General features: G+C 74.4%; 16 protein-coding genes. 6 read left to right on the top strand and 10 right to left on the bottom strand.

The window, feature by feature from the left end; translation table 11 throughout:
* Positions 1 to 6 precede the first annotated feature (6 nt).
* Positions 7 to 441, bottom strand: a complete 435-nt coding sequence (locus ACZ5FU_RS17385) for a roadblock/LC7 domain-containing protein (protein ID WP_451528978.1) — start codon at positions 439 to 441, stop codon at positions 7 to 9.
* The gene (locus tag ACZ5FU_RS17390; RefSeq protein ID WP_469045592.1) at positions 438 to 3,332 is read right to left on the bottom strand and encodes a sensor histidine kinase; all 2,895 of its coding nucleotides are present in this window, start codon (positions 3,330 to 3,332) and stop codon (positions 438 to 440) included. The genes ACZ5FU_RS17385 and ACZ5FU_RS17390 overlap by 4 nt, the downstream gene beginning before the upstream one ends.
* A 420-nt stretch (positions 3,333 to 3,752) precedes the next feature.
* On the opposite strand from ACZ5FU_RS17390, the gene ACZ5FU_RS17395 reads away from it, so the two are divergent.
* Positions 3,753 to 4,391, top strand: coding sequence for a hypothetical protein (locus tag ACZ5FU_RS17395; RefSeq protein ID WP_451528977.1), 639 nt, complete (start codon positions 3,753 to 3,755; stop codon positions 4,389 to 4,391).
* Positions 4,392 to 4,597: 206 nt separating this feature from the next.
* Here the strand turns inward: ACZ5FU_RS17395 and ACZ5FU_RS17400 are convergent, their stop codons facing one another.
* The 4 genes from ACZ5FU_RS17400 to ACZ5FU_RS17415 form a co-directional block, all read right to left on the bottom strand.
* A complete protein-coding gene (locus tag ACZ5FU_RS17400; RefSeq protein WP_451528976.1) occupies positions 4,598 to 9,214 on the bottom strand; it encodes a hypothetical protein in 4,617 nt (1,538 codons plus the stop codon).
* Positions 9,215 to 9,347: 133 nt separating this feature from the next.
* Complete coding sequence (locus ACZ5FU_RS17405; protein ID WP_451528975.1) at positions 9,348 to 10,223, bottom strand: hypothetical protein; 876 nt, start codon at positions 10,221 to 10,223, stop codon at positions 9,348 to 9,350.
* 134 nt (positions 10,224 to 10,357) lie between these two features.
* On the bottom strand, positions 10,358 to 11,884 hold the full coding sequence (locus ACZ5FU_RS17410) for a hypothetical protein (protein WP_451528974.1): 1,527 nt from the start codon (positions 11,882 to 11,884) through the stop codon (positions 10,358 to 10,360).
* 317 nt (positions 11,885 to 12,201) lie between these two features.
* Positions 12,202 to 12,906, bottom strand: a complete 705-nt coding sequence (locus tag ACZ5FU_RS17415; RefSeq protein WP_451528973.1) for a GntR family transcriptional regulator — start codon at positions 12,904 to 12,906, stop codon at positions 12,202 to 12,204.
* A gap of 186 nt (positions 12,907 to 13,092) precedes the next feature.
* Here ACZ5FU_RS17415 and ACZ5FU_RS17420 point away from each other — a divergent pair, with 186 nt between their 5' ends.
* The 4 genes from ACZ5FU_RS17420 to ACZ5FU_RS17435 all read left to right on the top strand — a co-directional run bounded on the left by ACZ5FU_RS17420 (position 13,093) and on the right by ACZ5FU_RS17435 (position 16,464).
* Positions 13,093 to 13,857, top strand: coding sequence for a D-glutamate cyclase family protein (locus tag ACZ5FU_RS17420; RefSeq protein ID WP_469045516.1), 765 nt, complete (start codon positions 13,093 to 13,095; stop codon positions 13,855 to 13,857).
* Positions 13,858 to 13,869: 12 nt separating this feature from the next.
* Positions 13,870 to 14,622 (top strand): LamB/YcsF family protein, encoded by a 753-nt coding sequence (locus ACZ5FU_RS17425; RefSeq protein WP_451528971.1) that lies wholly within the window; start codon positions 13,870 to 13,872, stop codon positions 14,620 to 14,622.
* Positions 14,619 to 15,245: a 5-oxoprolinase subunit B family protein gene (locus ACZ5FU_RS17430; protein ID WP_469045517.1), complete on the top strand. Its 627-nt coding sequence runs from the start codon at positions 14,619 to 14,621 to the stop codon at positions 15,243 to 15,245. The genes ACZ5FU_RS17425 and ACZ5FU_RS17430 overlap by 4 nt, the downstream gene beginning before the upstream one ends.
* Positions 15,246 to 15,594: 349 nt before the next feature.
* Positions 15,595 to 16,464 (top strand): 5-oxoprolinase subunit C family protein, encoded by an 870-nt coding sequence (locus ACZ5FU_RS17435; protein ID WP_469045518.1) that lies wholly within the window; start codon positions 15,595 to 15,597, stop codon positions 16,462 to 16,464.
* 16 nt (positions 16,465 to 16,480) lie between these two features.
* Here ACZ5FU_RS17435 and ACZ5FU_RS17440 read toward each other — a convergent pair whose 3' ends face one another.
* The 4 genes from ACZ5FU_RS17440 to ACZ5FU_RS17455 all read right to left on the bottom strand — a co-directional run bounded on the left by ACZ5FU_RS17440 (position 16,481) and on the right by ACZ5FU_RS17455 (position 21,186).
* Complete coding sequence (locus ACZ5FU_RS17440; RefSeq protein WP_469045519.1) at positions 16,481 to 17,755, bottom strand: glycosyltransferase; 1,275 nt, start codon at positions 17,753 to 17,755, stop codon at positions 16,481 to 16,483.
* The gene (locus ACZ5FU_RS17445; RefSeq protein ID WP_469045520.1) at positions 17,752 to 18,879 is read right to left on the bottom strand and encodes a glycosyltransferase family 4 protein; all 1,128 of its coding nucleotides are present in this window, start codon (positions 18,877 to 18,879) and stop codon (positions 17,752 to 17,754) included. The genes ACZ5FU_RS17440 and ACZ5FU_RS17445 overlap by 4 nt, the downstream gene beginning before the upstream one ends.
* 168 nt (positions 18,880 to 19,047) lie before the next feature.
* Positions 19,048 to 20,469, bottom strand: coding sequence for a HEAT repeat domain-containing protein (locus tag ACZ5FU_RS17450; RefSeq protein ID WP_469045521.1), 1,422 nt, complete (start codon positions 20,467 to 20,469; stop codon positions 19,048 to 19,050).
* 324 nt (positions 20,470 to 20,793) lie between these two features.
* Positions 20,794 to 21,186 (bottom strand): ankyrin repeat domain-containing protein, encoded by a 393-nt coding sequence (locus ACZ5FU_RS17455; protein WP_451528965.1) that lies wholly within the window; start codon positions 21,184 to 21,186, stop codon positions 20,794 to 20,796.
* 263 nt (positions 21,187 to 21,449) lie between these two features.
* Here ACZ5FU_RS17455 and ACZ5FU_RS17460 point away from each other — a divergent pair, with 263 nt between their 5' ends.
* On the top strand, positions 21,450 to 21,644 hold the full coding sequence (locus ACZ5FU_RS17460; RefSeq protein WP_451528964.1) for a hypothetical protein: 195 nt from the start codon (positions 21,450 to 21,452) through the stop codon (positions 21,642 to 21,644).
* Positions 21,645 to 21,691: the final 47 nt, after the last annotated feature.

Here is a 21,691-nt window from a genome sequence, read left to right on the forward strand (position 1 = left end):
GTCCCACTACCCGCCGGCGGACAGATCGGTGCGCGGAGCGGTGGCCAGATGTGCGCCGACCCGCTTCACCAGCAGCGTCATCTCGTACGCCACCAGACCGACGTCCGAGTCGGCGTCCGCGAGGACGGCGAGGCAGCTGCCGTCGCCCGCGGCGGTGACGAACAGGAAGGCCTCGTCGAGTTCGACGACGGTCTGGCGGACGTCGCCGGCTTCGAAGTGGCGGCCGACGCCCTTGGCGAGGCTGTGGAATCCGGAGGCCACAGCGGCCAGGTGCTCGCTGTCCTCGCGGCTCAGGTCCTGGGAGGCGCCCGTCGCCAGCCCGTCGCCGGAGAGCACGACGGCCTTGCGGATGCTGCCGACGCGGTCGACGAGGTCGTCGAGGAGCCAGTTCAGTTCGCCGTTGTCGGTCGTGGTGCGGCCGGTCGTCTTCGGTGCGGTCATCGACCGTCCCCCTTTGTCGTTCGTCGTGGTGCTGTGCCGCTGTGGACATCGTCGTCCGCGGCGTTCTCCGCGCGGCCGCGCTGCCAGCCGCGCTGGAGCGAGGCCATGCGGCTGCGGACCTCGTCCGCGTCGCGGTCGGCGGGGTCCGAGCGGTCCTGGGCGGGGCGTTCGGGGTCCTGGCGCAGTTGTGGGGCCAGGTTCGCCTGCCGTACGCGCCGGGGCAGGGCACCCGTGTCGGGGCCGGTGTCATGAGCCGCTTCGCCAGGAGGCCGGGTGGGGCCCTCGGGGCTGCCTTGCGCGTCCTCGGGCCGGTGGGGCGGGTCGTGCGCGGGGGTGGCCGTCTCGTCCGGGTCTGCGGGCCTTCGGCTGCGGCTCGGCAGGGCGGGCGGTTGCGGCCGCCGGCCGATGCCCGCGCCGTCGCCGGAGCGCTCGGTGGCGTCGGTGCTCCGCGGTATCTGTGGCGTCGCGCCGCGACGGCGGGAGGGCAGTGGGGCCGGACCGTCCTGCTCCGGCCGTCCCCCGGCCGGCCGCGACGGGGGTTCTTCGCCCGCGTCCGTCTCCGCACCCGTGCGTCGGGACCGCTGATCGGCGACCGGACGGCCGTGCGAACTGACCAGCTTCGGGGTTCTCCGGCTCGGCAGGGGTACGGGGGCGGACGGTGCGCCCGTCGCGGGACGGTCCGGGGCGTTCCGGACGTCGGTCAGCCGCCGGCGCTGCTCGACCGCGTCGGACAGCGGGCCGTCCGACGTGCGGGTGAGGCCGGGACGGAACAGGCCGCCTCGCTCGCCGCTGTCGTCGTCCAGGGGGGCCGGGAAGCCGCCGAAGGCGTCCAGGTCGACCGGCGCCTCCAGTTCGACCGGGCCGTCCAGCAGCGCGGGTGTGCCGGGCAGTTGCACCGGTGTCCGGGCCGGCGCGGACCTGTGGCCCCTGGCGGCCTCCGCGTCCTTGGGGGGCCGGGGGCGGTCGAGCCGGAAGCCGATGCCGTTGGTGTCGGGGACGTCGTCGGTGAGCAGGGCGTCGGGGATGAAGACGACCGCGGTCGTGCCGCCGTACGGGGAGGGCTGCAGGGAGACGCGGACGTTCTGGCGCTGGGCGAGCCTGCTGACCACGAAGAGGCCCAGCCGGTCGGTGTCGGACAGTTCGAACTCGGGCGTCTCGGCAAGCCGGAGGTTGGCGTCCAGGAGCGCCTCGGGCGCCATGCCGAGACCGCGGTCGTGGATCTCCAGCGTGAAGCCGTTGGCGACCCGGTCGCCGAGGACCTGCACGGCGGTGTGCGGCGGGGAGAACACGGTGGCGTTCTCCAGGAGCTCGGCCACGAGATGCGTGAGGTCGGCGACGGCGGGGCCGGTGACGGCGACACGCGGGAGACGGCGGACCTCGATGCGTTCGTAGTCCTCGACCTCGGCGACGGCGGCGCGCACGATGTCCATCAGCTGGATGGGTTTGCGCCACTGTCGCGAGGGGGCGGCACCGGAGAGGATGACCAGGCCCTCGGCGTGCCGCCGCATGCGGGTGGTGAGGTGGTCGAGGCGGAAGAGGTCGGCGAGTTCCTCGGTGTCCTCGGTGCGGCGCTCCATGGTGTCGAGCAGGGTGAGCTGCTTGTGCAGCAGGACCTGGCTCCGGCGGGCGAGGTTGACGAAGACCTCGGAGACGCCGGAGCGCAGCTCGGCCTGTTTGACGGCGGCCTCGACCGCGGCGCGCTGGAGGGTGTTGAGTGCCTGACCGACCTCGCCGATCTCGTTCTTGTCGTACTCCAGACGCGGGGCCTCGGTCTCGACGTCGATCTGTTCGCCGGCGGAGAGGCGGCGCATGACGCTGGGCAGCCGCACGCCGGACGCCTCGTGCGCCTCCAGGCGCAGTTGGCGCAGGTCACGGATGAGCGCGCGGCCGATGCGCACGGACAGGACGAGGGAGACCAGCAGGGCGATCAGGCCGAAGACCCCGGCGACGACGGCCTTGACGATCACCTCGACGGCCACGGGGCGGACGCGGTCCTGGTAGCGGTCGTTCGCCTGCTCGTCGAGGGTGCCGAGTTCGTCGAGGACGTTCGCGACCGCGGTGTCCCAGGTCTTGGCGGTGACCCCGCGGGGCATCTCGCCGGGCTCGGTGGACGCGACCGCCTGTTCCGTCGTGCGCACGGGGGCGGTGGTGGCGTTCTTCCAGAAGCGCTCGTAGCGTTCGCGCTCGGCGACGGGCAGTTGGGCGAGGCTGATGTCGTAGACGACCTTACGCTGGGCCTCGAGGTCGGAGACCTGGCGGATCTCGTCCCGGGTGACGCGGCCCACGACCAGGGCGGAGCCGAGCAGGGCATCCTCCTGGGAGAGCAGTTCCCGGGCTCGGGCGACGCTGACGAGGGCCCGGTACTGCTTGTCCATCTCCACGCTGTCGACGACGTCGAGCTTGGCCAGCAGCGTGTAACAGGGGTCGACCAGGCGGTTGTAGAGGTCCAGCGCCTGGGCGCGGGTCACGGTCCCCTCTTCGACACTGCGACGCAGGACGTCGACCCCGTCGAAGGCGTCGAGGACCGCCATCAGCCCTTCGGCGTCGTCCTCGTCCAGTACCTCACGCACGTCGGAGTCCCCGGCGTTCGCGTGGATCTCCGCGAGCGCCTCGTCGGTGGCGGTGCGGGTGCGGCGCAGGGCGGACAGCGCGTCGGAGGCGCGGGGGTCGGCGAGGTAGACCAGGGTCTGGCGGCGTTCCTGCTGGACGATCCGGACGGTGTCCTCGACGGGGTAGCCGACCTTCTCCACGAGGTTCGACACCGTGAACAGGCGGCTCGCCTCGCGGCCCGTGAGCACCGTGGCGAAGCCCCAGAGGGCGGTCAGGGACACCAGCGGCACGAGCAGCAGCGCCACGATCTTCCGGCGGATCGACTTCCCGCGAAAGCGCATGGACTCCCCCAGCTCGAACCCCCACCGGCAGGGGGTACGCATGTGCGTCAACAAACGGCGCGAGCCTACTACCGACACACCGTTAAATCGAAGACACGTCCGGAATCTGAACGTCCGTATAGGCGCCTCAGCGGGGTGAGTTGTCCTTTCATTGCGGGAGATTGCCTCCCGGAACCAGCACCCCCGAACAGGACGGGATCCGACCGGCGCGATGGCGGAGTTGGCCAGAATTTTTCGCAGTTCGGGAATCTTCGGAGCAGTTCACGCGTCCTACTCATCGGGAATTGGGGACGGAATCGGCCACAGGAGCCGCATGCCGCACCCGGGCGGCGTAAAAGAGCGCAAGCCGGGCAGCCAATGGGGAGCCGGTTCTTGGAGCCGGGGGCAAGCGGTCTGCCGGCGGTGGGGAGTGACACGTTGATGGGCACGGCGGAGCGGCGCGAGGCGCCCGAGAGCGGCACGGCGGCGCGCGGTACGGCGCTGCGGGACCCCGAGGCACGGGATCGCGACATTCCGGTGCAGAGGCGCGGAGCGACGGAGCGAAGTGGGTCTCCCACGACCGCTGCGGCCGCCGGCGACACGGCCGAAGATGTCCGTCGCTCAAGGGTGGTCCGGAGCGGCGGCACGTCCCGCACGGAGCGGGAACAGGAGCGGGAGCGGCGGCAGTACCGGCCCTTGTGGGTGGAGGAGCCCGCCCGTCGGCGTCGGCTTCCCGACCCCGTCCGCAGGTCGGCGGTGCGGGCGGTGCTGTTCATCGCCGTGACCCTGCTCCAGGCCATGGTCGCCCTCCTGTGCACGCTGGCCGAGTCCTGGCTGGCGTTCCCCATGGTCATCAGCAGCGTGGTCAGCACCGTGGTGTCCACCTGGGGCGCGCTGGACGTCTGGGTGACCCGCCAGGTGTGGAACCAGCGCAACGGTGTCGTGTCGACGCCGAGCAGCACCGCGCGAGCACTGCGCCGTGAGCGTCGTCGGGCACGCCGGCAGGAGCGCGTCGCCGATCGTGCGCAGAAGCGGATAGGTCGCCGCAGCGGCGGCGCCGGACAGCTGTCCCATCCCTGACGCCCATGAGCGGCCCCACTGGGCACGCCTGACAGCCGAAACCCGTCTCACCGGGGTGCACGGCTCGACCGGCCGACCGCTCCGGTCCGCAGCCGGGGCGGCCGCGACCACCGTCTCATCAGGCAGGTCCCGGCGCTCCCGCCCTGCCTCCGTCCTTCCTCCCGGGCGAGCGCCCGTCGTGGCGGCGGTCGTCCGCCGTCACTGCGCTACGGGGCGGCCGTCGGGGCCGGGCGCTTGAACATCCTCGTCGCCGTGATCTCGCTGTGGCCCGCCTCGCCGGAGGACGTCTGCGGCAGTCCCGGACGGAGATGTTCCTCCACGCTGATGTACTTCAGACCGGCCCGGAGGTCGGCGTCGTTGCGCAGGCGGATGACCAGGGGGAACTCCGCCAGCGCCGTCGTGTCGAACAGGCCGGTGGTGTAGAGGAGCTGCACGCCGAGGGCGTCCGAGACCGCACGCTGGAGCTCCAGCAGGTAGGTCGCGTTGGCGCGGCCGATGGGGTTGTCGAGGAAGAGCGTGCCGGCGTGCCGGTGCTTGTCGCGGCCCCGGTCGTTGCTCCTGAGGGCCGCCATCGTGCAGTACAGGGCGATGGCGGCGGTGAGCAGCTGGCCACCGGAGAAGACGTCGCCCATCTGGCCGACGGGCACCCGCTCGGCGCGCAGCACGGCGTCCGGCTTGAGGATCTCGACGGCGATGCCCTTGGGCTGGAGCGCCGCACCGACACCTCGCAGCAGCAGGGACATGCCGTCGCGCCGCAGGTCGGAGTTCTTCTTGACGGCGGCTCGGGTGGCCTCGTCGACGACTTCACCGAGCCGCTCCGTGAGGGTGGCCTGGTCGGGTTCCTCGAAGCGGATGCGCAGGAACTCCTGCCCGGACCACTCACCGAGTCCTTCGGGCAGCCGGGACAGCCGCTGGGCGGACCGCAGTGTGGCGAGCGCCGACTCCACGAGGCCGCGCAGCCGGTCCACGATCGAGTCGCGGTTGCGCTCCAGCTGCTCCAGCTCGTCCGTGAGGACGCGGAGCCGGGGCGCGAAGGCCTCCGCCCACTTCCGGGCGTGCTCGGGCAGCGCGGCGGCGGGCAGTTCGCGGATCTGCTGCCGGGCGGGGGTACGCACCTGTTCGTAGCGGGTGGAGTTGGCGTGCCGGACGAGGATGTCGCTCGCCTCGCGGACGGCCGCCTCCGCGGCCGACAGGTCGGCGGCGCAGCCGCGCAGGGACCGGCGGGCCTCGGCCGCGGACTGGCGGGCCTCCTCCAGGGAGCCCGGATAGGGCTCCGGTACCTCCTGCTCCTCCTCGAGGGTGTGCTCGCGCAGCAGGTCGCGGAGCATGGCGGCGATCTCGTCGAAGCCGCCGGCCGCGTCCTCGGCGGCCCGGTGGGCGTCCAGCAACTCGGCGTGCGCCTCCCGGTCCTGGCCCAACGCCTCGTTCCGGGAGGCCAGTTCGGCGTTGGCGGTGCGCAGCAGGGCCTGTGCGTGCTCGGCGTCGCGCGGTTCGAGCTCCTCGGGCAGCCGAGTGTGGGCGTCGCCGTCCTCGGGCGCGTACCGTTCGGCCTCGCCGCGGAGCCGGCCGAGCTGCTCGCTCGCACTGGACACGCGGGTCTCCAGGAGCTGGACCAGTTCCTCCGCCCGTGCGGCGGCCGCCTGCCGGGACGGCCCGTCGGAGCCGTCGGGCGACTGGAGCAACTGCTCCGCGCGGGTGCGGACCTTGTTGCTCAGCCGGTCCAGCTCGGCCAGGGCGGCGCTCTCGTCGCTCTCCGCGCGGGCCTGTTCGGCTCGCAGGTCTGCGCCGACGCCCACCTTCTCGTACACCTGGGAGGCCGCTCGATAGGCCTCGCGCAGGGCGGGCAGGGACGCCGTGGGCGCGTCCGGCGCGTCCTCCGGGACGTCGTCGGGGGCGCCGGCGATCTCGGCGCGCTCGGCGCGCAGCGCACGTGCGGTGCGGCGGGAGTCGTCGGCTGCGCGCTGGGCGGCACGACGGTCCTCGTCGGCAGCGCGGGCGCGCTCCAGACAGACCTGGGCTCGGGCCTCGGACTCCGTGGCCTCGTCGGCGAGTTCACGCAGCCTGACCTGCCAGCCGGCGCGTTCGCGCAGCCGGAAGGCGAGACCGGCGAGTGCGTCGGCGGCGCGCCGGGCCTTCTGCGCGGTCTCCTGCCGCTCGTCGCGCAGTTGCGCGGCTTCGGCGGCCGCCTCGTCCGCCTCCGCGCGCACGGTCCGCGCCTCGGTCAGCTCGGCCTCGGTCTCCTCGGCGAAGGCGCGTGCCTCCTCCGCGGCCCGCGCCAGTTCGGTGAGCCGCCCGGCGGGGCAGCCGGTGCGCCAGGAGGCCAGCCGGGCCGCCAGTTCGCGGTCCTTGCCGAGCCGCGCCGCGAGCCGGCGGATCTCCTCGTCCCGCTCCGTGGCCCGCGCGCGCAGCGTCTGCCGTTCCTCGTCGGCGGCGTGTTCGTCGTGCATGGCCGGGTTCGGCGGTACGAGGAAGACGTCCCGGGTGTCGGCGTCGGGCGCCGGGGTGGGGGCGAGGAGGGCGGCGGCGGTGCCGACGGCCACGGCGGACCGGGGCAGCAGCGCGGCCTCGCTGAGCGCCTCGCGCGCGCGTGCGTGCGAGTCCGGGTCGGTGATGATCACTCCGTCGACCAGTTCCGGCCGGGCGGCGAGGACGCGCGCGTGGTCGACGGGGTCGACGGACTGGGCGAGGTAGCGCCAGCCGGGCAGGGCGGGGATGCCGTGCTCGCCGAGGAACTCGACCGTCGCGAGCACGTCGGGGCCGGGCGGCAGCAGTCCGCCGTCACCGAGTGCGCCGAGGATGCGGGAGTCGTCGGCGGCGGCGGTCCGCAGCTCGAACAGCTGCCGCTCGGCGGAGGAGACGGTGTCGTCGAGGAGTTCGCGCAGTTCCTCGGCGTAGCGGTCGAGGTCCTCGGGCGTGAGCCCGGTGTTCGCGGCCTCGCTCTCCTGGCGTGGTGGGGGGATGATCCGCGCGGTCGCGCCGCCCGTCAGGCCGAGCAGTTCGGCCGGCCGTTCCTCCCCGGCGAGCCCCTCGGCGAGCCGGCGCTCGGCCTCGTACGACCGTTGCGCGGCGGTTGCCGCGTCCGCGGCCCGGGCCGCGGTCAGCTCGGCGCGGGACTCGGCCGCGGCGGCCTCACGGGCGTGCTCGGCGGCGGCCCGCGAGGCCTCGCGGGCGGTGTCCCAGGCGGCCACGGCGCTCTTCTCGGCGTCGCTGGCGGCGAGGGCCGCGCGGGCGGGGTCGGCGTCGGGGGCGCTGTCGTCCAGCCAGCCGGCGCGGACCGCTTCGGCGGTCTCCTGCTCCACCTCGGTGAGGCGCTGGCGCAGGTGGCCGGCCTCGCTGCGGGCGCGCTGCGCCTCGGTGGCGGCGGAGGTGGCGTCCCGGTGGGCGGCCTCGCCGACGTCCTGGAGCGCCGCGGAGCGTTCCTCCTCCTCGTTGGCGAGGGTCTCGGCGCTCGCGGCGGCGGCGTGCAGGGCGCGGACGAGGTCGGCGGCGGCCCTGGCACGGGCGGCCAGCGCCGGGGCCGCGTCCCGCTCGGCCTCCTGGATGGCGGCGGACACGCGCGCGACGCGGTCGGCGGCGGCACGCTGGCGCAGGGAGACCTCGGCGGCCTGCCAGGCGGCGTGCAGGGTGCGCGCCTCGGCGAGTTCCCGCTTCTGCGCGGCGGCGGACTTCTCCGCGGCGGCGAGCGCCAGGGAGGCGTGCCGGAAGGCGAGTTCGGCGGCGATCAGCGCGCTGCGCTCGCGGGCGCCTTCCGCGTGCGTGACGGCGTAGGCGGCGGCCGTGACCCGCTGGGCCAGGTCTGCGGCACGGGTGCGCTCCCGCAGGCCACGGGCGGTGAGCCGGCGCGCGAGGGTGCGGGTGCGGCGCTCGGCACCGGCGTGGACGTCACGCGCGCGTGCCCGTGTGTCCGCGCCCTCCACGATGCGCCCGAGCAGGTCCACCGAGCCTGCGGTGAAGTCGCGTTCGGCGATCAGCTCGGCGCGTCGGCCCAGTTTGCTGCCGAAGCCGCCGACGAGGTCGGCGAGACCGTCGGTGTCCCGTGTGTCCGTCACCGCGCGCAGCAGCAGGTCGGTGAAGTCGGAGTCCTTCTTGACCGCGAAGAGACCGGCTGCCTCGCCCTCGTCGGCGTTCATCTCCCGCTGGTAGCGGAAGAGCTCGGGGTCGAGGCCCAGCTCGCCGAGGTGCTCGATCCACCGGTCGTGGATCTCCTCCCAGTGCGCTTCCAGGTGCGGGTAGGCCTTGCCCGCGTCGGTGAGCGCGTCCCGGAAGCCCTTCATGGTGCGACGGCGGCCCTGCGCTCCGGACTGGCCCTCGACGGACGGCCGTACGGCGGTGGACTCGGCGACCGGGAGGTTGTCGAGGGTGAGGCCGGGGCCGGGGCGGAAGGAGTACCAGGCCTCGGCGAACTTCCGCGGGTCGTTGGAGACCTGGCGGCCGCGCCACTCGCTGACCTTGCCGACGACCACGCACTCGCCGGTCAGCACGTGCTGCCACTCCAGCGCGACATGACCGCAGTCGTCGGCGAGCAGGAACTTGCGCAGGACGCCGGAGCTGGCGCCGCCGAGGGTGTTGCGGTGGCCCGGCAGCATCACCGAGAAGATCAGCTTGAGCAGGACGGACTTGCCGCCGCCGTTCTCCAGGAAGAGCACGCCCGCGGGCGCGGGCCGGCGCGGCGGGCCGACGGGCTCGTCCTCGAAGAACTCCGCCTGCATGGGGGCGGGATCGGGCACGACGTCGCCCACGCCTCGCAGGTCAAGCACGGTGTCGGCGTAGCGCGCACCGGCGGGCCCGATCGAGTAGAGGCGGATCCGGGACAGCTCGTACATGGCGGACTCTCGTAAGTCTTCGGAAAGGTGCGGTGGATCGGTGCTTCAAGGTGCTGCCCGGGCTCCGTGGAGTTCACGGAGCCCCCGCAGGCCGCGGGAGGTCCCGGCTGGGCCTCGGGCTGCCCGGGCTGCTTCAGGAGTGGAACGGCAGCCCCGCGTCGGCGACGAGCTCCAGGTCGTCGGACTCCTCGGGGGGCAGCAGCGTCGGTGTGCCGTCGGTGACCGGGACGACGCCCAGCTCCAGTAGCTCGGCCAGGGCCGCGCTCCCCGCCATGTCGCGGACCTGGAGCTGGTAACGGGCGGTGGTCCGGTACGTACCGCCGTTGTCGTCGCCGGTGCGCTGGAGGAACCCGGAGTCGGTGAGGAACACGACGGCCTTGCCGACGATGCCGGTCGTCGACCCGGCGAGCCGGCGGGCGTCCTTGGTGGCACCGGCGGCGCTGCGTCTGGCCCAGATCCGCCAGGCGGCCTCCAGTCCCGGGGCGTCGGTCGCGGGGTCGGTGTTCTCGCCCTGCTGTTCCGCCCGCTCCTCCAGACGACGGCAGACCTGGCGCACGAAGGCGTCGACGCCGTTGACGCTGACCCGGCCGATGTAGCCGTCGTCGGCCAGGTCCTCGGGGCGGGGGAACGCCATCGCGGCGACGGCGAGGTGGGCCAGGCCGTGCAGGAACCGGTCCCCGGAGTCGGCGGACGTACGCCGCGCGTAGTCGCCCATGCGGACGGCGAACACCGAGTCCTCGGCCGCGGTGACGGCCATCCCCGCGCGCGGGGACACCTCCAGCACGATCAGCCCCAGCCCGGTGGCCACGGCGTCCGCGAGCCGCGCGAACGGCGGGTCCTCGCGGTAGCGCCGCAGCAGGTCGGCGTACTCCTGGTCGCGCGCGGGCTGGAGCTTGGGCTGGAGCCCGAAGGCGACGAGCCGCGCCGCGTCGGCGGCGTCGGCGGGAGTGACGACGGCGGAGGCCGGCGCGGCGGCCTCGGGCTCACTCCGGTCGACGTGCTCGGTCACGGTCTCGGCTCCTTGCTGCGGGGGTGCTCGTTGCTGCGGGGGTGCTGCGGGGGTGCTCGCTGTGGTGCTTCGGCGGCCGGTTCACGTCGCTTCGCTCCGGATCCGGCCGGCGCCGCTCCGCTTCGGGGACCGGCTCATGCCGCTTCCGTCCGGTCCGCGGCCATCCCCGCCGCGTCCAGCAGCGCCGTGCCCACGATCAGGTCGGCCCCGCCGAACTCCGGATCGTCCAGTTCGGTCCCGTCGTCGACGGCGAACAACAGCTTCTGCTCGCCCTGCCGATAGGCCGTGCCGACCGCCGGGCTGGCCGCGTGCACCGCCAGCAGCGCCACGAGGTAGGGCAGCTCGGGATCCCGTCCGCGTGCTTCGGCGAGGAGGCCCGACAGCCGTCGCGGCGCGTCGGCGGGCAGGTCCAGCAGTTCCTTCGCGACGGCCAGCTGCTCCTCGCTGAACCGGCTGTCGTCGGGTGTCGCGATGAGGTCGGGCTCCGGCATCTCGGCGCCGAGGTGCTCCCTCTCCACCGGCGGCGTCAGCAGCAGGTCGACGAGGTCGCCCACCCGGACGGAGACCGGTGTCCGCAGTCCCGTCCCGCGCGCGAAGAACGCGTCGGTGACCCGGACCGCCTTTTCCAGCGGCAACGGCAGTACGGGCGCGACGAGGTGTCCGTAGAGGTCCATCCCGGACGACGTCATGGGGGTGGCGAAGGCCTGCCGGTCCTGCTCTGCGCGGAACAGCGGTCCGGCCTCCAGCAGCCGGGACTGCAGTTGGGTGTGGCGGCGGATGCAGTCCTTGACGATGTCGACGAGTTCGGCGGCCCGCCGCTTGTTCTCCGCGTCCTCGATCTCGTCGCGGGCCTTGCGGATGTTGGTGAGGATCGCGTTCTCGTGGCGGTAGCGGTCGGCCACGTGGTCGAGGGCCTCGGCGATCATGTCGGGCACGGCGTTGAGCCAGTCCACGGCGCGGACGTTGCGCCGGGTCGCCTCCAGGGCCCGGCGCAGCGTCTCCGAGTACTGCACGGTCCGGTAGCGAGCCTGTTCGGCGGCGAGCTGGGCGTCGGCCAGGCGGCCGCGGCGGACGAGGACCTCGAGCTTGACCTCGGCGGCGATCTGCGCGCTGGTGACATCGGTGTCGAGCGCGCCCACCAGGACGTTGACCGCCTCGTCCGTGGTACGGAGGTAGACCGTGCCGCCGTAGCCGGGGACCTCCTCGACGAGCTTGAAGTCGTAGTCACGGCGGACGTAGGCGCCGTCCGGGGTGAAGGTGCCGTACACGGCGCGGAAGCCGCGGTCGACGCTGCCGACGTTGATCAGGTTCTCCAGGACCCAGCGGGCCACGCGCTCGTGTTCCTCGGCCGGTCGCCCGGGGGCCTGCGCGGCGATGCGCGGGATCAGGCGGGCGACTATCTGGTCGTGGTCGGCGCCGGTGTCGAAGTCCATGTTCAGGGTGACCAGGTCGATCGCGGAGAGGGCGATCTCCGCCATGCCGTAGACCGAGTACTCACCGGCGAGGTTGGCCTTGCGTGCGTCGAGGTCGTGGATCGGCGCGGTGCAGGCGAGCGCGCGCAGCCGCCGCGCCAGCCCCTCGTCGGCGGCCGGGCCCGGCGCCGGGCGCGGCCCCGCGCCGGGCTGGGGCGGAACGCGGTCCGTCGATGCAGGCGAAGTCACGGTGCACAGACTAGGTCCTCGGTCCGACATCGGCCCAAACGAGGCAGAAGCGACGCCCGTCACGGCGGCGCGAGACCGCCCGTCACGAGCGCCGGGCCGCCCCGGCCTCGGCCCGCGACGGCTGCGGTCCGCCGGAGCCGCAGCCCCCGGGAGCCGCGGCCCACCGGAGGCCGCGGGAGCCGCGCCCCTCGAGGTCCGTGCTCCGCCGGAGCCACGGCCCACCGGAGCCACAGACCGCAGGAGCCACGGCCCACCGCAACGGCAACAGCACCCGCGCCCGGTCCGGGCCGCGCTCCCCGGAGCCGCGGCGGAGTGCCTCAGCCGCCGGCGGGGTCGTCGCCCACCCGTCGCCGGTACACCTCGACGATCCGTTCCAGCGAGTCGGCGAGGTACACGGCGAGCAGCCTCTCCGCCTCGCCCCCGTCGCCGGCCTCGAGCGCCTGGAGGATCTGCCGGTTGCGGGTGAGGTAGGGCTCGTGCAGCCGGCGGGGGTCGTCGACGACGTGGAAGGCCAGGCGCAGTTCGGCGAAGACGCCGCGCATCAGCTCGTCGGTGCGTTCGCTGCCCGCGAGGGCGACCAGTTCCCGGTGGAAGTGGATGTTGGCCGTACCCAACGCTTTCCAGTCACCTTCGCGCGCCGCCCGCCTTCCTTCCCCGACGGCCTCGGCGAGGTGGCCGAGGGCGTACGGCGGCTCCCCCAGCCCTCGTACGACGGCGCACTCGACGAGGGCGCGCGTGCGGTAGATGTCCTCGACGTCCTCGACGGTCAGGACCCTGACGAACACACCCCGGTTCAACTCGTGGACCAGCAGACGTTCGTGGGTGAGCAGCCGGAACGCCTCGCGCAGGGTGTTGCGGGAGACGCCGAGGGCACCACCGATGCTGTCCTCCGACAGGCGCGTCCCCGGCGGGAAATAGCCCTCGGCGATGCGGCTCCTGAGGATGTCCGAGACGCGTTCGGCCGTGCTGGTGCGGCCCAGGAGGGCGCGGTCGTCGGCCAGTCCCGCCAGCTGCTCTGCCATGCCCGGAATTCAACCGCAGGCACCAGGACGAAACAACAGGGGTATTGAGGGATCGTTCAACGATCCTCTACCTTGTTGGACACCTTGTTCCGCACGGCAACGCCCCGCCCGTCACCACCTCCGCCCGGCCCCGCCCCACACACGGCACGGCTCAGCCCTCAGCGCCCTCCATCACCCTTCTGCGAGGTGCCCCATGAGCACGACCCCTGCACCGCAGGCTCCACCCGCCGGCAGCCGTCCCCCGGCGGCCGGACGAGCCGCCGACGACGGCGCGTCGGCCTGGTGGCGCGCCCTGGGCCCGCGGGCCGCCGCGCCTTCGCGGGCGCCTTCGGCGGCTGTGCCCTGGACTCCCACGACTGCTTCGCGCCCACCTACGAGACGCCGCTGCTCCTCCGTTCCCTCCAGGGCCTCGGCTTCGGCGGTGAGTGGGCCGTCGGCGCGATCCTGGTCGTCGAGTACGCGGAGGTGCGCGGGTACGGGCGGGACGACCTGGTGTCGTTCCTCATCGGGTGCAGTTTCACCTTCGGGTGGGCGCTGACCGGGGCGGGCGTGCCGATCCGTCACGTCGGGCAGGGGCGCGACGTCCCGATGTACGTGACGAACCGTCGGTGCCGTCCGGCGGGACGGCTGCGCGGTCCGCTGGTGGTGTCCACGCGGCCGGTGCCGCCGGAGTACCTGGCGACGGCGATCCGCGAGAGCAGTCCGCTCCCGGCGGTGCACGGCGGCCCCGTACACTGCGGCGATCCGTCGGGACTGGGCATCGGCGACCTCGGCAGCCCTGATTTCGGGGAACCGGTGGACGCCGGACCGGACGACATCCCGGTGTTCTGGGCCTGCGGCGTGACCCCGCAGGCCGCGGTGGCGGTGTCGCGCCCGCCGTTCGCCCTCGCCCACGCACCGGGACAGATGTTCCTCACCGACGCCCGCGACGAGCAGTGTCGCGTGGCCTGACCAGGAGACGGCATGATCGACCTCAACGCGGACCTCGGTGAGGGCTTCGGACGGTGGCGGCTGACCGACGACGAGCAACTGCTGTCCGTCGTGACCAGCGCCAACGTGGCCTGCGGTTTCCACGCCGGGGACGCGTCCACCATGCGGCGGGTGTGCGGGCTGGCGGCCGAGCGGGGCGTGACGATCGGCGCGCAGGTCTCCTACCGCGACCTCGCCGGGTTCGGGCGGCGCGCGATGGACGTGCCGCCCGCCGAACTGGCCGCCGAGGTGGCCTACCAGATCGGTGCCCTGGAGGTCTTCGCGCGCGCGGCGGGCGCCCGCGTGGCGTACGTCAAGCCGCACGGCGCGCTCTACAACCGGGTCGTGCACGACGAGGAGCAGGCTGCGGCGGTGGTCGACGGCGTACTCCTGGCCGACGCGACACTGCCCGTGCTCGGGCTGCCGGGCTCGCGCCTGCTGGAACGGGCGGAGAAGGCGGGGCTGTCCGCGGTCACGGAGGCGTTCGCGGACCGCGCCTACACCGAGGAGGGCACCTTGGTGCCCCGCGGCCGGGACGGGGCCGTGATCACCGATCCGGACGCCGTCGTCGAGCGGTCGGTGAGCCTGGCCGGGCTCGGAGAGGTCACCTCCCGCGCGGGGGCGCGCATCGCGGTACGCGCGCGTTCCCTCTGCCTGCACGGCGACACGCCCGGCGCGGTGGAGCTGGCCCGCCGGGTCCGGCGGCGGCTGGAGGAGTCCGGTGTGCGCGTGGCGGCGTTCGCGTGAGGGCACTGCCCGTCGGCCGGGACGCCCTGCTCGTCGAGGTGGCCTCCGGCGCGGAGGCCCAAGCCCTCCACGCCGAGTTGCTGCGGCGCCGTGCCGAGGGCTCGCTGGCCGTGCGTGAGATCGTCCCGGCGGCCCGTACGGTCCTCCTCGACGGTCTGGCCGCCCCGGCCCGCTGGGCCGCCGAACTGACCGCGGCCGCCGTGCCGCCCGCTCCCCCGCGCACGGGTGAGGTGGTCGAGCTGCCGGTGCGTTACGACGGCCCCGACCTGGCCGGTGTCGCCGCCCGCTGGGGCGTCCGCGCGCAGGAGGTGGCCCGCATCCACGCGGCCACCGAGTTCCGCGTCGCGTTCTGCGGCTTCGCACCGGGCTTCGGCTACCTCACGGGCCTGCCGTCGCGCTACGACGTCCCGCGCCGGGCGACCCCGCGCACCGCCGTGCCGGCCGGGTCGGTGGCGCTGGCGGGCCCGTACACGGGGGTCTATCCGCGCTCCTCACCGGGCGGCTGGCAGCTGATCGGAACCACGCGGGCCGTGCTGTGGGACCACGCGCGCGTGCCGGCAGCGCTGCTGGCACCGGGCACGCGCGTGCGCTTCGTCCCGGTGGACCGGGAGGAGGAGGCGTGAAGGGTTCGACGCCGATGCCGATGTCCGTGCCGATGCCGATGTCCGTGCCGACGTGGATGCCGCGCCGCCGCGGTGTCGACGGCCGGCCGTCGACGCCCGGTGGCCGCTGCACGAGCGGCCCGGTGCCGGCGCCGATGCCGGGCGGCCGCGAGGGAAGCGTCCCCGAGCCGGTGCGGCGCGGCCGCGCCGGGGGCGACCCGGCCGCCGCGCGCCGCCCGGGTCGCACGGCCCCCGGCAGGGCCCGGCCGGGGGCGTGGCCCACGGCCGGGTTCCTCCGGTACGGCGCGCGCCGCGCGTCCGCCCGTGCCGCCGAGGCGGCCGGCGCCACCCCCGCACGGGAGGGTGCCGTATGACGGACCGTGCGTTCGTCGTCGTCCGTGCCGGGGCGCTCACCACCGTGCAGGACCGGGGCCGCCCCGGCCACGCCCATCTCGGCGTGCCGTGCTCCGGAGCCCTGGACGCGCCCGCGGCGGCGCTCGGCAACCGGCTCGTCGGGAACCCGTCCGGGGCGGCCGTCCTGGAGACGACCCTCGACGGCTGTGCGCTGCGCCCTCGGTGCGCGGTCACCGTGGCCGTCACCGGCGCTCCGTGCCGGGTCGTCGTGGACGGCCGGCCCGCCGCCTGGGCAAGGCCCGTGCGGGTGCCCGCGGGAGCCGTCCTGGACGTCGGCCGGGCCGTCTCCGGTGTACGGAGCTACGTCGCCGTGGGCGGTGGCGTGGCCGTCGATCCCGTCCTCGGCAGCCGCTCGACGGACCTCCTCTCGGGCCTCGGCCCGGCACCCCTGACCGACGGCACGGTCCTGCCCCTGGGACCGTCGGGCACGTCGTACGCGCACGTGGACGTCGCCCCGCAGCCCGCGCCTCCGGCCGAGCTGGTCCTGCGGATCACCCTGGGCCCGCGCGACGACTGGTTCACGCCGGAGACGGTCCGGGTGTTCACCTCGCGCCCGTACCGTGTGTCCGCGGCGAGCAACCGCATCGGGCTGCGCACCGAGGGACCCGCGCTGGACCGGGCGGCGACGGGCGAACTCCCGAGCGAGGGGATGGTCCTGGGCTCCGTGCAGGTGCCGCCCGACGGCAGGCCGGTGGTCTTCCTGGCGGACCACCCGACCACCGGGGGCTACCCGGTGATCGGGGTCGTCCGTCCCCGCGACCTCCCGTACGCCGCCCAGGCGGTGCCGGGCACCCCGGTCCGCTTCGTGGCCGTACGCGGCCGCTGACGCCCGCCGGCCGGCGTCAGCACCGGGACGGGGCCGTCCGGGCGGAACCGTCGCCTCCGCCGGAGCGCGGCGCTCCCGCGGCTCCGTCCTGCGCTCCCGCTCCCGGTGTCAGCCCCGGTTCCGGCCCCGTCACCGGTCCTGGCCCCGCTCCCGACCGGGTGAGCACCGTCGCATCGTGCGCCGCCAGGAAGGCCTCCACCGCCGTCGTCCACTCGAAACGCTCCGCACGCGCGCGTGCCGCCTCACGCCGCTCCACGGGCGACCGCGCCAGCAGTTCCTCCACGGCGTCGGCGAACGCGTCCCCGCGGTCGGCCGCGGCCGCCCCCGCGGTGCCGACCACCTCGGGCAGCGCCGAGGAGGCGCTGACGACCACGGGGGTGCCACAGGCCATGGCCTCCAGCGCGGCGAGCCCGAACGTCTCCGCCGGCCCCGGTGCGAGACACACGTCGGCGCAGGCCTGCAGAGCGCCCAGCAGGCCGCGGTCGACGACGTGTCCCAGGAAGACGACCGGCAGTCCGCGTTCCCGGGCCCGCCGTTCGAGGCGGCCCCGCAGCGGCCCGTCGCCGGCCACCACCAGCACCGCGCGCGTGCCACGGCGCACCAGGGACTCCAGCGCGTCCAGGGCCGTGCCGGGACGCTTCTCCACGGACAGCCGGGTGCACGTCACCAGCAGCGCCTGGTCGTCGCGCGCGTACCGGGCCCGCAGTCGCGTGTCGGCCAGCGCGGGGTGCCGTTCGACCAGGTCGACGCCGAGCGGCGCCCGCGTCACGTTGCGGGCGCCGATCCGTACGAACTCCCGCTCGGCGAACCCGGTCGTGCAGACCACGCGCGCGTAGCTGTGGGCCGTACGGACGTTGAGCGAGTCGGCGACCCACCGGGCGGCCCCCTCCGGCAGCCCCCACGTGCGCAGCACCCCGTCGGCGGTCTCGTGGGAGACCATGATGGCGGGCACCCTGGCCCGTCGCGCCCACGTGCCGGTCCAGCGCAGCGTCGTGCGGTCGCAGACCTCGAGGCGGTCCGGCTCCAGGTGGGCGAGCAGGCGGGCGACACGCCGCTTGTCGGTGAGGACGCGGTAGCCGCCGGTGCCGGGCAGCAGCGGTCCGGGCAGGGTGATCACCCGGCCCTGTTCGGTGTCGCGGTCGCTCACACGGTCGCCCGGCACGACCAGGACCGGTTCGTGTCCGGCGGCACGGTAGCCCTTGCCCAGTTCGCGCAGCGCCGTGCGCAGTCCGCCCGAGGCGGGCGCGACGAAGTTGGCGAGGCGGACGATCCGCAGCGGTCCGGCGCTCATGCGGCCACCACCGGCCGGCGCGCGGCGAGGACGTCGCCGTAGTGGCCGATCAGCCGGTCGCCCACGGCGGCCCAGGTACGGCCCTCGACCAGGGCCCGTCCGGCGTCCCCGTAGGCCCTGCGGCGCGCCGGGTCGGCGGCCAGGGCGGCGACCGCGTCACGCACCGCGCCGGCGTCGCGCGGCGGGACGAGCAGGCCGGTGCGTCCGTGGGCGACCAGGTCCAGCGGTCCGCCGACGGCGGGCGCGACGACCGGGACGCCGCTCGCCATGGCCTCCTGCACGGTCTGGCAGAACGTCTCGAAGGGCCCGGTGTGCGCGAAGACGTCCAGCGAGGCGAAGACGCGGGCGAGTTCGTCGCCGGTGCGGCGGCCGAGGAAGACCGCGCCGGGCAGTGCCTCGGCGAGCCCCGGCCGGGCGGGGCCGTCGCCCACCACCACGACCCGCACGCCGTCCAGGCCGCAGACGCCGGAGAGGAGTTCGACGTGCTTCTCGGGGGCGAGCCGCCCGACGTAGCCGACGATCACCTCGCCGTCCGGGGCGAGTGCCCGGCGCAGCGCGTCGTCGCGGAGGCCGGGGCGGAAGCGGACGGCGTCGACGCCACGCGGCCACAGTCCGACCCGGGGCACACCGTGGGCGGCCAGGTCGCGCAGGGCCGCGCTGGAGGGGGCCAGGGTGAGGTCGGCGGCGGCGTGCACGGAGCGGATGCGGCGCCAGGCGGCCGCCTCACCGGCGTGCACGTAGGTGCGGGCGTATCCGGCGAGGTCGGTCTGGTAGACGGCCACGGCGGGGATGCCGAGCCGGGCGGCGGCGGCCATGCCGCGTACGCCGAGGACGAAGGGGCCGGCCAGGTGGACCATGTCGGCCCGGTGGTCGGCGAGGGCCGCGGCGACGCGTCGGCTGGGAAGGGCGACGCGGACCTGGGGGTAGCCCGGGAGCGGGAGGGAGGGGACGCGGACGACGGGGCAGGGCGCTTCGGCGTCCGGCCCGGGACCGGCTGTGGTGGCCGGCGCGACGACGAGCGGGAGGTGACCGCGGTCCACGAGGTGCCGGGCGGTCTGGAGCGCGCAGTGGGCCACGCCGTTGACGTCGGGGGGAAAGGACTCGGTCACGATGACGACACGCATACGGATGTTGTCGCCACGCAGGACGTGTACGTGTCAAAGTGGATCTTTCCGGACGACGAACGTCCCATGAGCGTTGCGCCGCACGCCCGGGCAGGTCGGACGGCGTCCACACCCGTCCGACCCGCGGGTCGTCCGCCGCTCACCCGGCGGACGCGCCTCTGCCGCCGCTCACATGGCGGAGGCGGCGTCCGGTCCGATCCGGCTGCGTACGGCCGTCTGGACCTCCGCCTCCTCGGCGGGGTCGGCGGCGAGGCGGCGGAGCCGTTCCACGACCCGGGCGTCGCCGGTCTCGGCGTGCCGGGCGGCGATCTCACGGGTGGTCTCCTCGCAGTCCCACAGGCACTCGACGGCGAAGCCGGTGGCGAAGGAGGGGTCGGTGGCGGCGAGTGCGCGGGCGCAGCGCCCGCGCAGATGGGACGAGGCGGTCTCGCGGTAGATGTGGCGCAGCACCGGGGCGGCGCAGGCGATGCCGAGCCGTCCGGCACCGTCGACCAGGGTCCACAGGGTCGGCGCGTCGCAGCCCTCGCCGCGCACAGCCTCGCGCAGGGCGCCCAGGACCAGGTCGCTGTCACGGACGGAGCCCCGGCAGGCGAGCACCCGCCCGGCCGCGGCGCCGAGGGCGTCGGGTCGGTGGGCCCAGCCGCGGGCCCGGTCGACCGCGGCATCGCTGCGCATGCGTTCGAAGGCGTCGACGGCGGCCTCCACGACGAACCTGCCGCCCGTCGCCACGGCCCGTTCGATCAGGTCGGGTGCGTCGGGGTCGTCGTGATCGGCGAGGTAGCGCAGGGCGGTGCACCGGGCTCCCTCGGTGCCGTCCTCGGCCGCCCGCACGATCTCCGCGCGGTCCTCGGGCCCGGCCACGGCGGTGAGGCAGCGGGCGGCGGGGACATGGAGCGCGGCGCCCCGTTCGACGCCTTGCTGGGCCCATTCGAACACGGCCCGCACGCTCCAGCCGGGGCGGGGGCCGGTGGGGCTCATCTGCCGCTGCCAGCGGTCGAAGCAGCCGGCCTCCTGGGCGGCACGCACGCGTGCGGAGACGTGCTCGCGGGGGTCCTCGGCCCACAGCCGCCAGGGCCGGGGCTCGAACGCGTCCCGTACGACGGCGGCCAGCCGGGCCTCCCCCTCGGGATCGGTGGCGAACCGCGCGAGCACGGGCGCGGCGAGGGCGCGCAGGCCGGCGTCGTCGTCACGCAGGGCGAGTTCGTCCAGCGCCCAGGCCCAGTTGGAGCCCGAGGCGGCGTACCTGCGGAGCAGGTCGAGGGCGTCCCGCCTGCCGTAGGAGGCGAGGTGGCCCAGGACGGCCAGGCTCAGGCCGGTACGGGATTCCTCGGTGTCGAAGACGTCCTCGGCGTCGAAGAGGTGTGCCTCGATCGCGTCGAGGCCGCCGCCCAGGTCGAGGTAGAGACGGGCGTAGTAGAGGGAGCGGTTCTCCACCTGCCAGTCGTGGCGCGGATCGCGCAGCACGCAGTGGTCGAGTGCCGCGAGCGCCTCCGTGCGGGGGGCGGTGAGCGCGTGCAGTGTGCCGTCGCCGCGGCCCCGCTGGAGCAGGCCGAGCAGCGTACCGCTGGGCGCTATGAACGGATCGAACATGGGAAACAGCCTCACATCAAGCGTCGACGCAACCGGGGACGTGCATTACCTGGCCGCGTGACAACACGTCGGGGCGCCCGCCGTTTCCTGCTTGCTGTAAGCCATCTTCCTCTGCCTCTCGTCGGTGGCCCATGCGGACCGCATCACGGCCCGCGCGGTGCGGCAACACCTGCCCAGCCATCGCGTCCGTGAATCACGTCGTCATGATGACTCGGCAGCTCAGCCTGCCGCGACCGAAATTTCCGGCGGCCCCGTACCGCCTCCCCCGTGGTCGTCGATTTGCCTGGTCAGGAACTGCTTCTCACCCGCTCAGGAACGCTCGGCTCACCCCGCGCCGAACAGCTCCAGCAACTCCGTCCTGCCGAACACGCGGGCCGTGTCGACCGCCGAGGGGGTGCCCGCGGCAGGGTCGGCGCCGGCTTCGAGCAGGACCCGGACGACGTCCGTCTCCCCCTTGAAGGCGGCACCGGCGAGGGGGGTCTGGCCCCGGTCGTTGATCCGGTCCGCCTCGCCTCCCCGGGCCAGCAGTGCCCGGACCGTCCCGGCGTGGCCGTGGTAGGCGGCGAGCATCACGAGCGAGTCGCCCCGGTCGTTGGTGAGGTCGGCCGGAACGCCCGCGTCGACGTAGGCCACGAGCGCCTCGGTCCGTCCCCGGCGGGCAAGATCGAAGATCTTGGTCGCCAGTTCCACGACCTCGGGGTCGGGGACTTCGGTCATCGGCCGGACCGCCTCTCGTTGCAACCGTTCAGGTGAATCGTCAGGGTACTGGCTTCCCGGACACACGCCGTGACCTGCCGGAGGCAACCCTCACCGCGGAACCCGTTCGCCGCAACTCTCCTGCTCACGCGGCCCGTCAGCCGCTCGGCCACCTGGGCGAAATCTGACGAATTTCACCCAGTTGCACCTTTTATCGTATGGATACATGCTGTGATCCTGGAAGTACTCATGGTGACTGTCCCCCGTGAACCAGGAGAACTGAAATGATCCTGTCCATCTCAGGCGTGGTGCTGCTCGGTGTCATCGTCTTCCTCTTCTGCCGCAAGGACGGGCTCAAGGCGTCGCACTGCCTCGTCTGCGCCCTGTTCGGCTTCTACCTGGCCAGTACGGCCATCGCCCCGAGCATCAAGGCCGGCGGCGAGAGCCTGGCCAGCATCCTCGGCGGCATCAAGTTCTGACGCCGCCCCGTCGCCCGTCCCTCCCCCACGCACCTCCAGGAGACAGC

This window comes from Streptomyces sp. NPDC031554 (assembly GCF_055580685.1).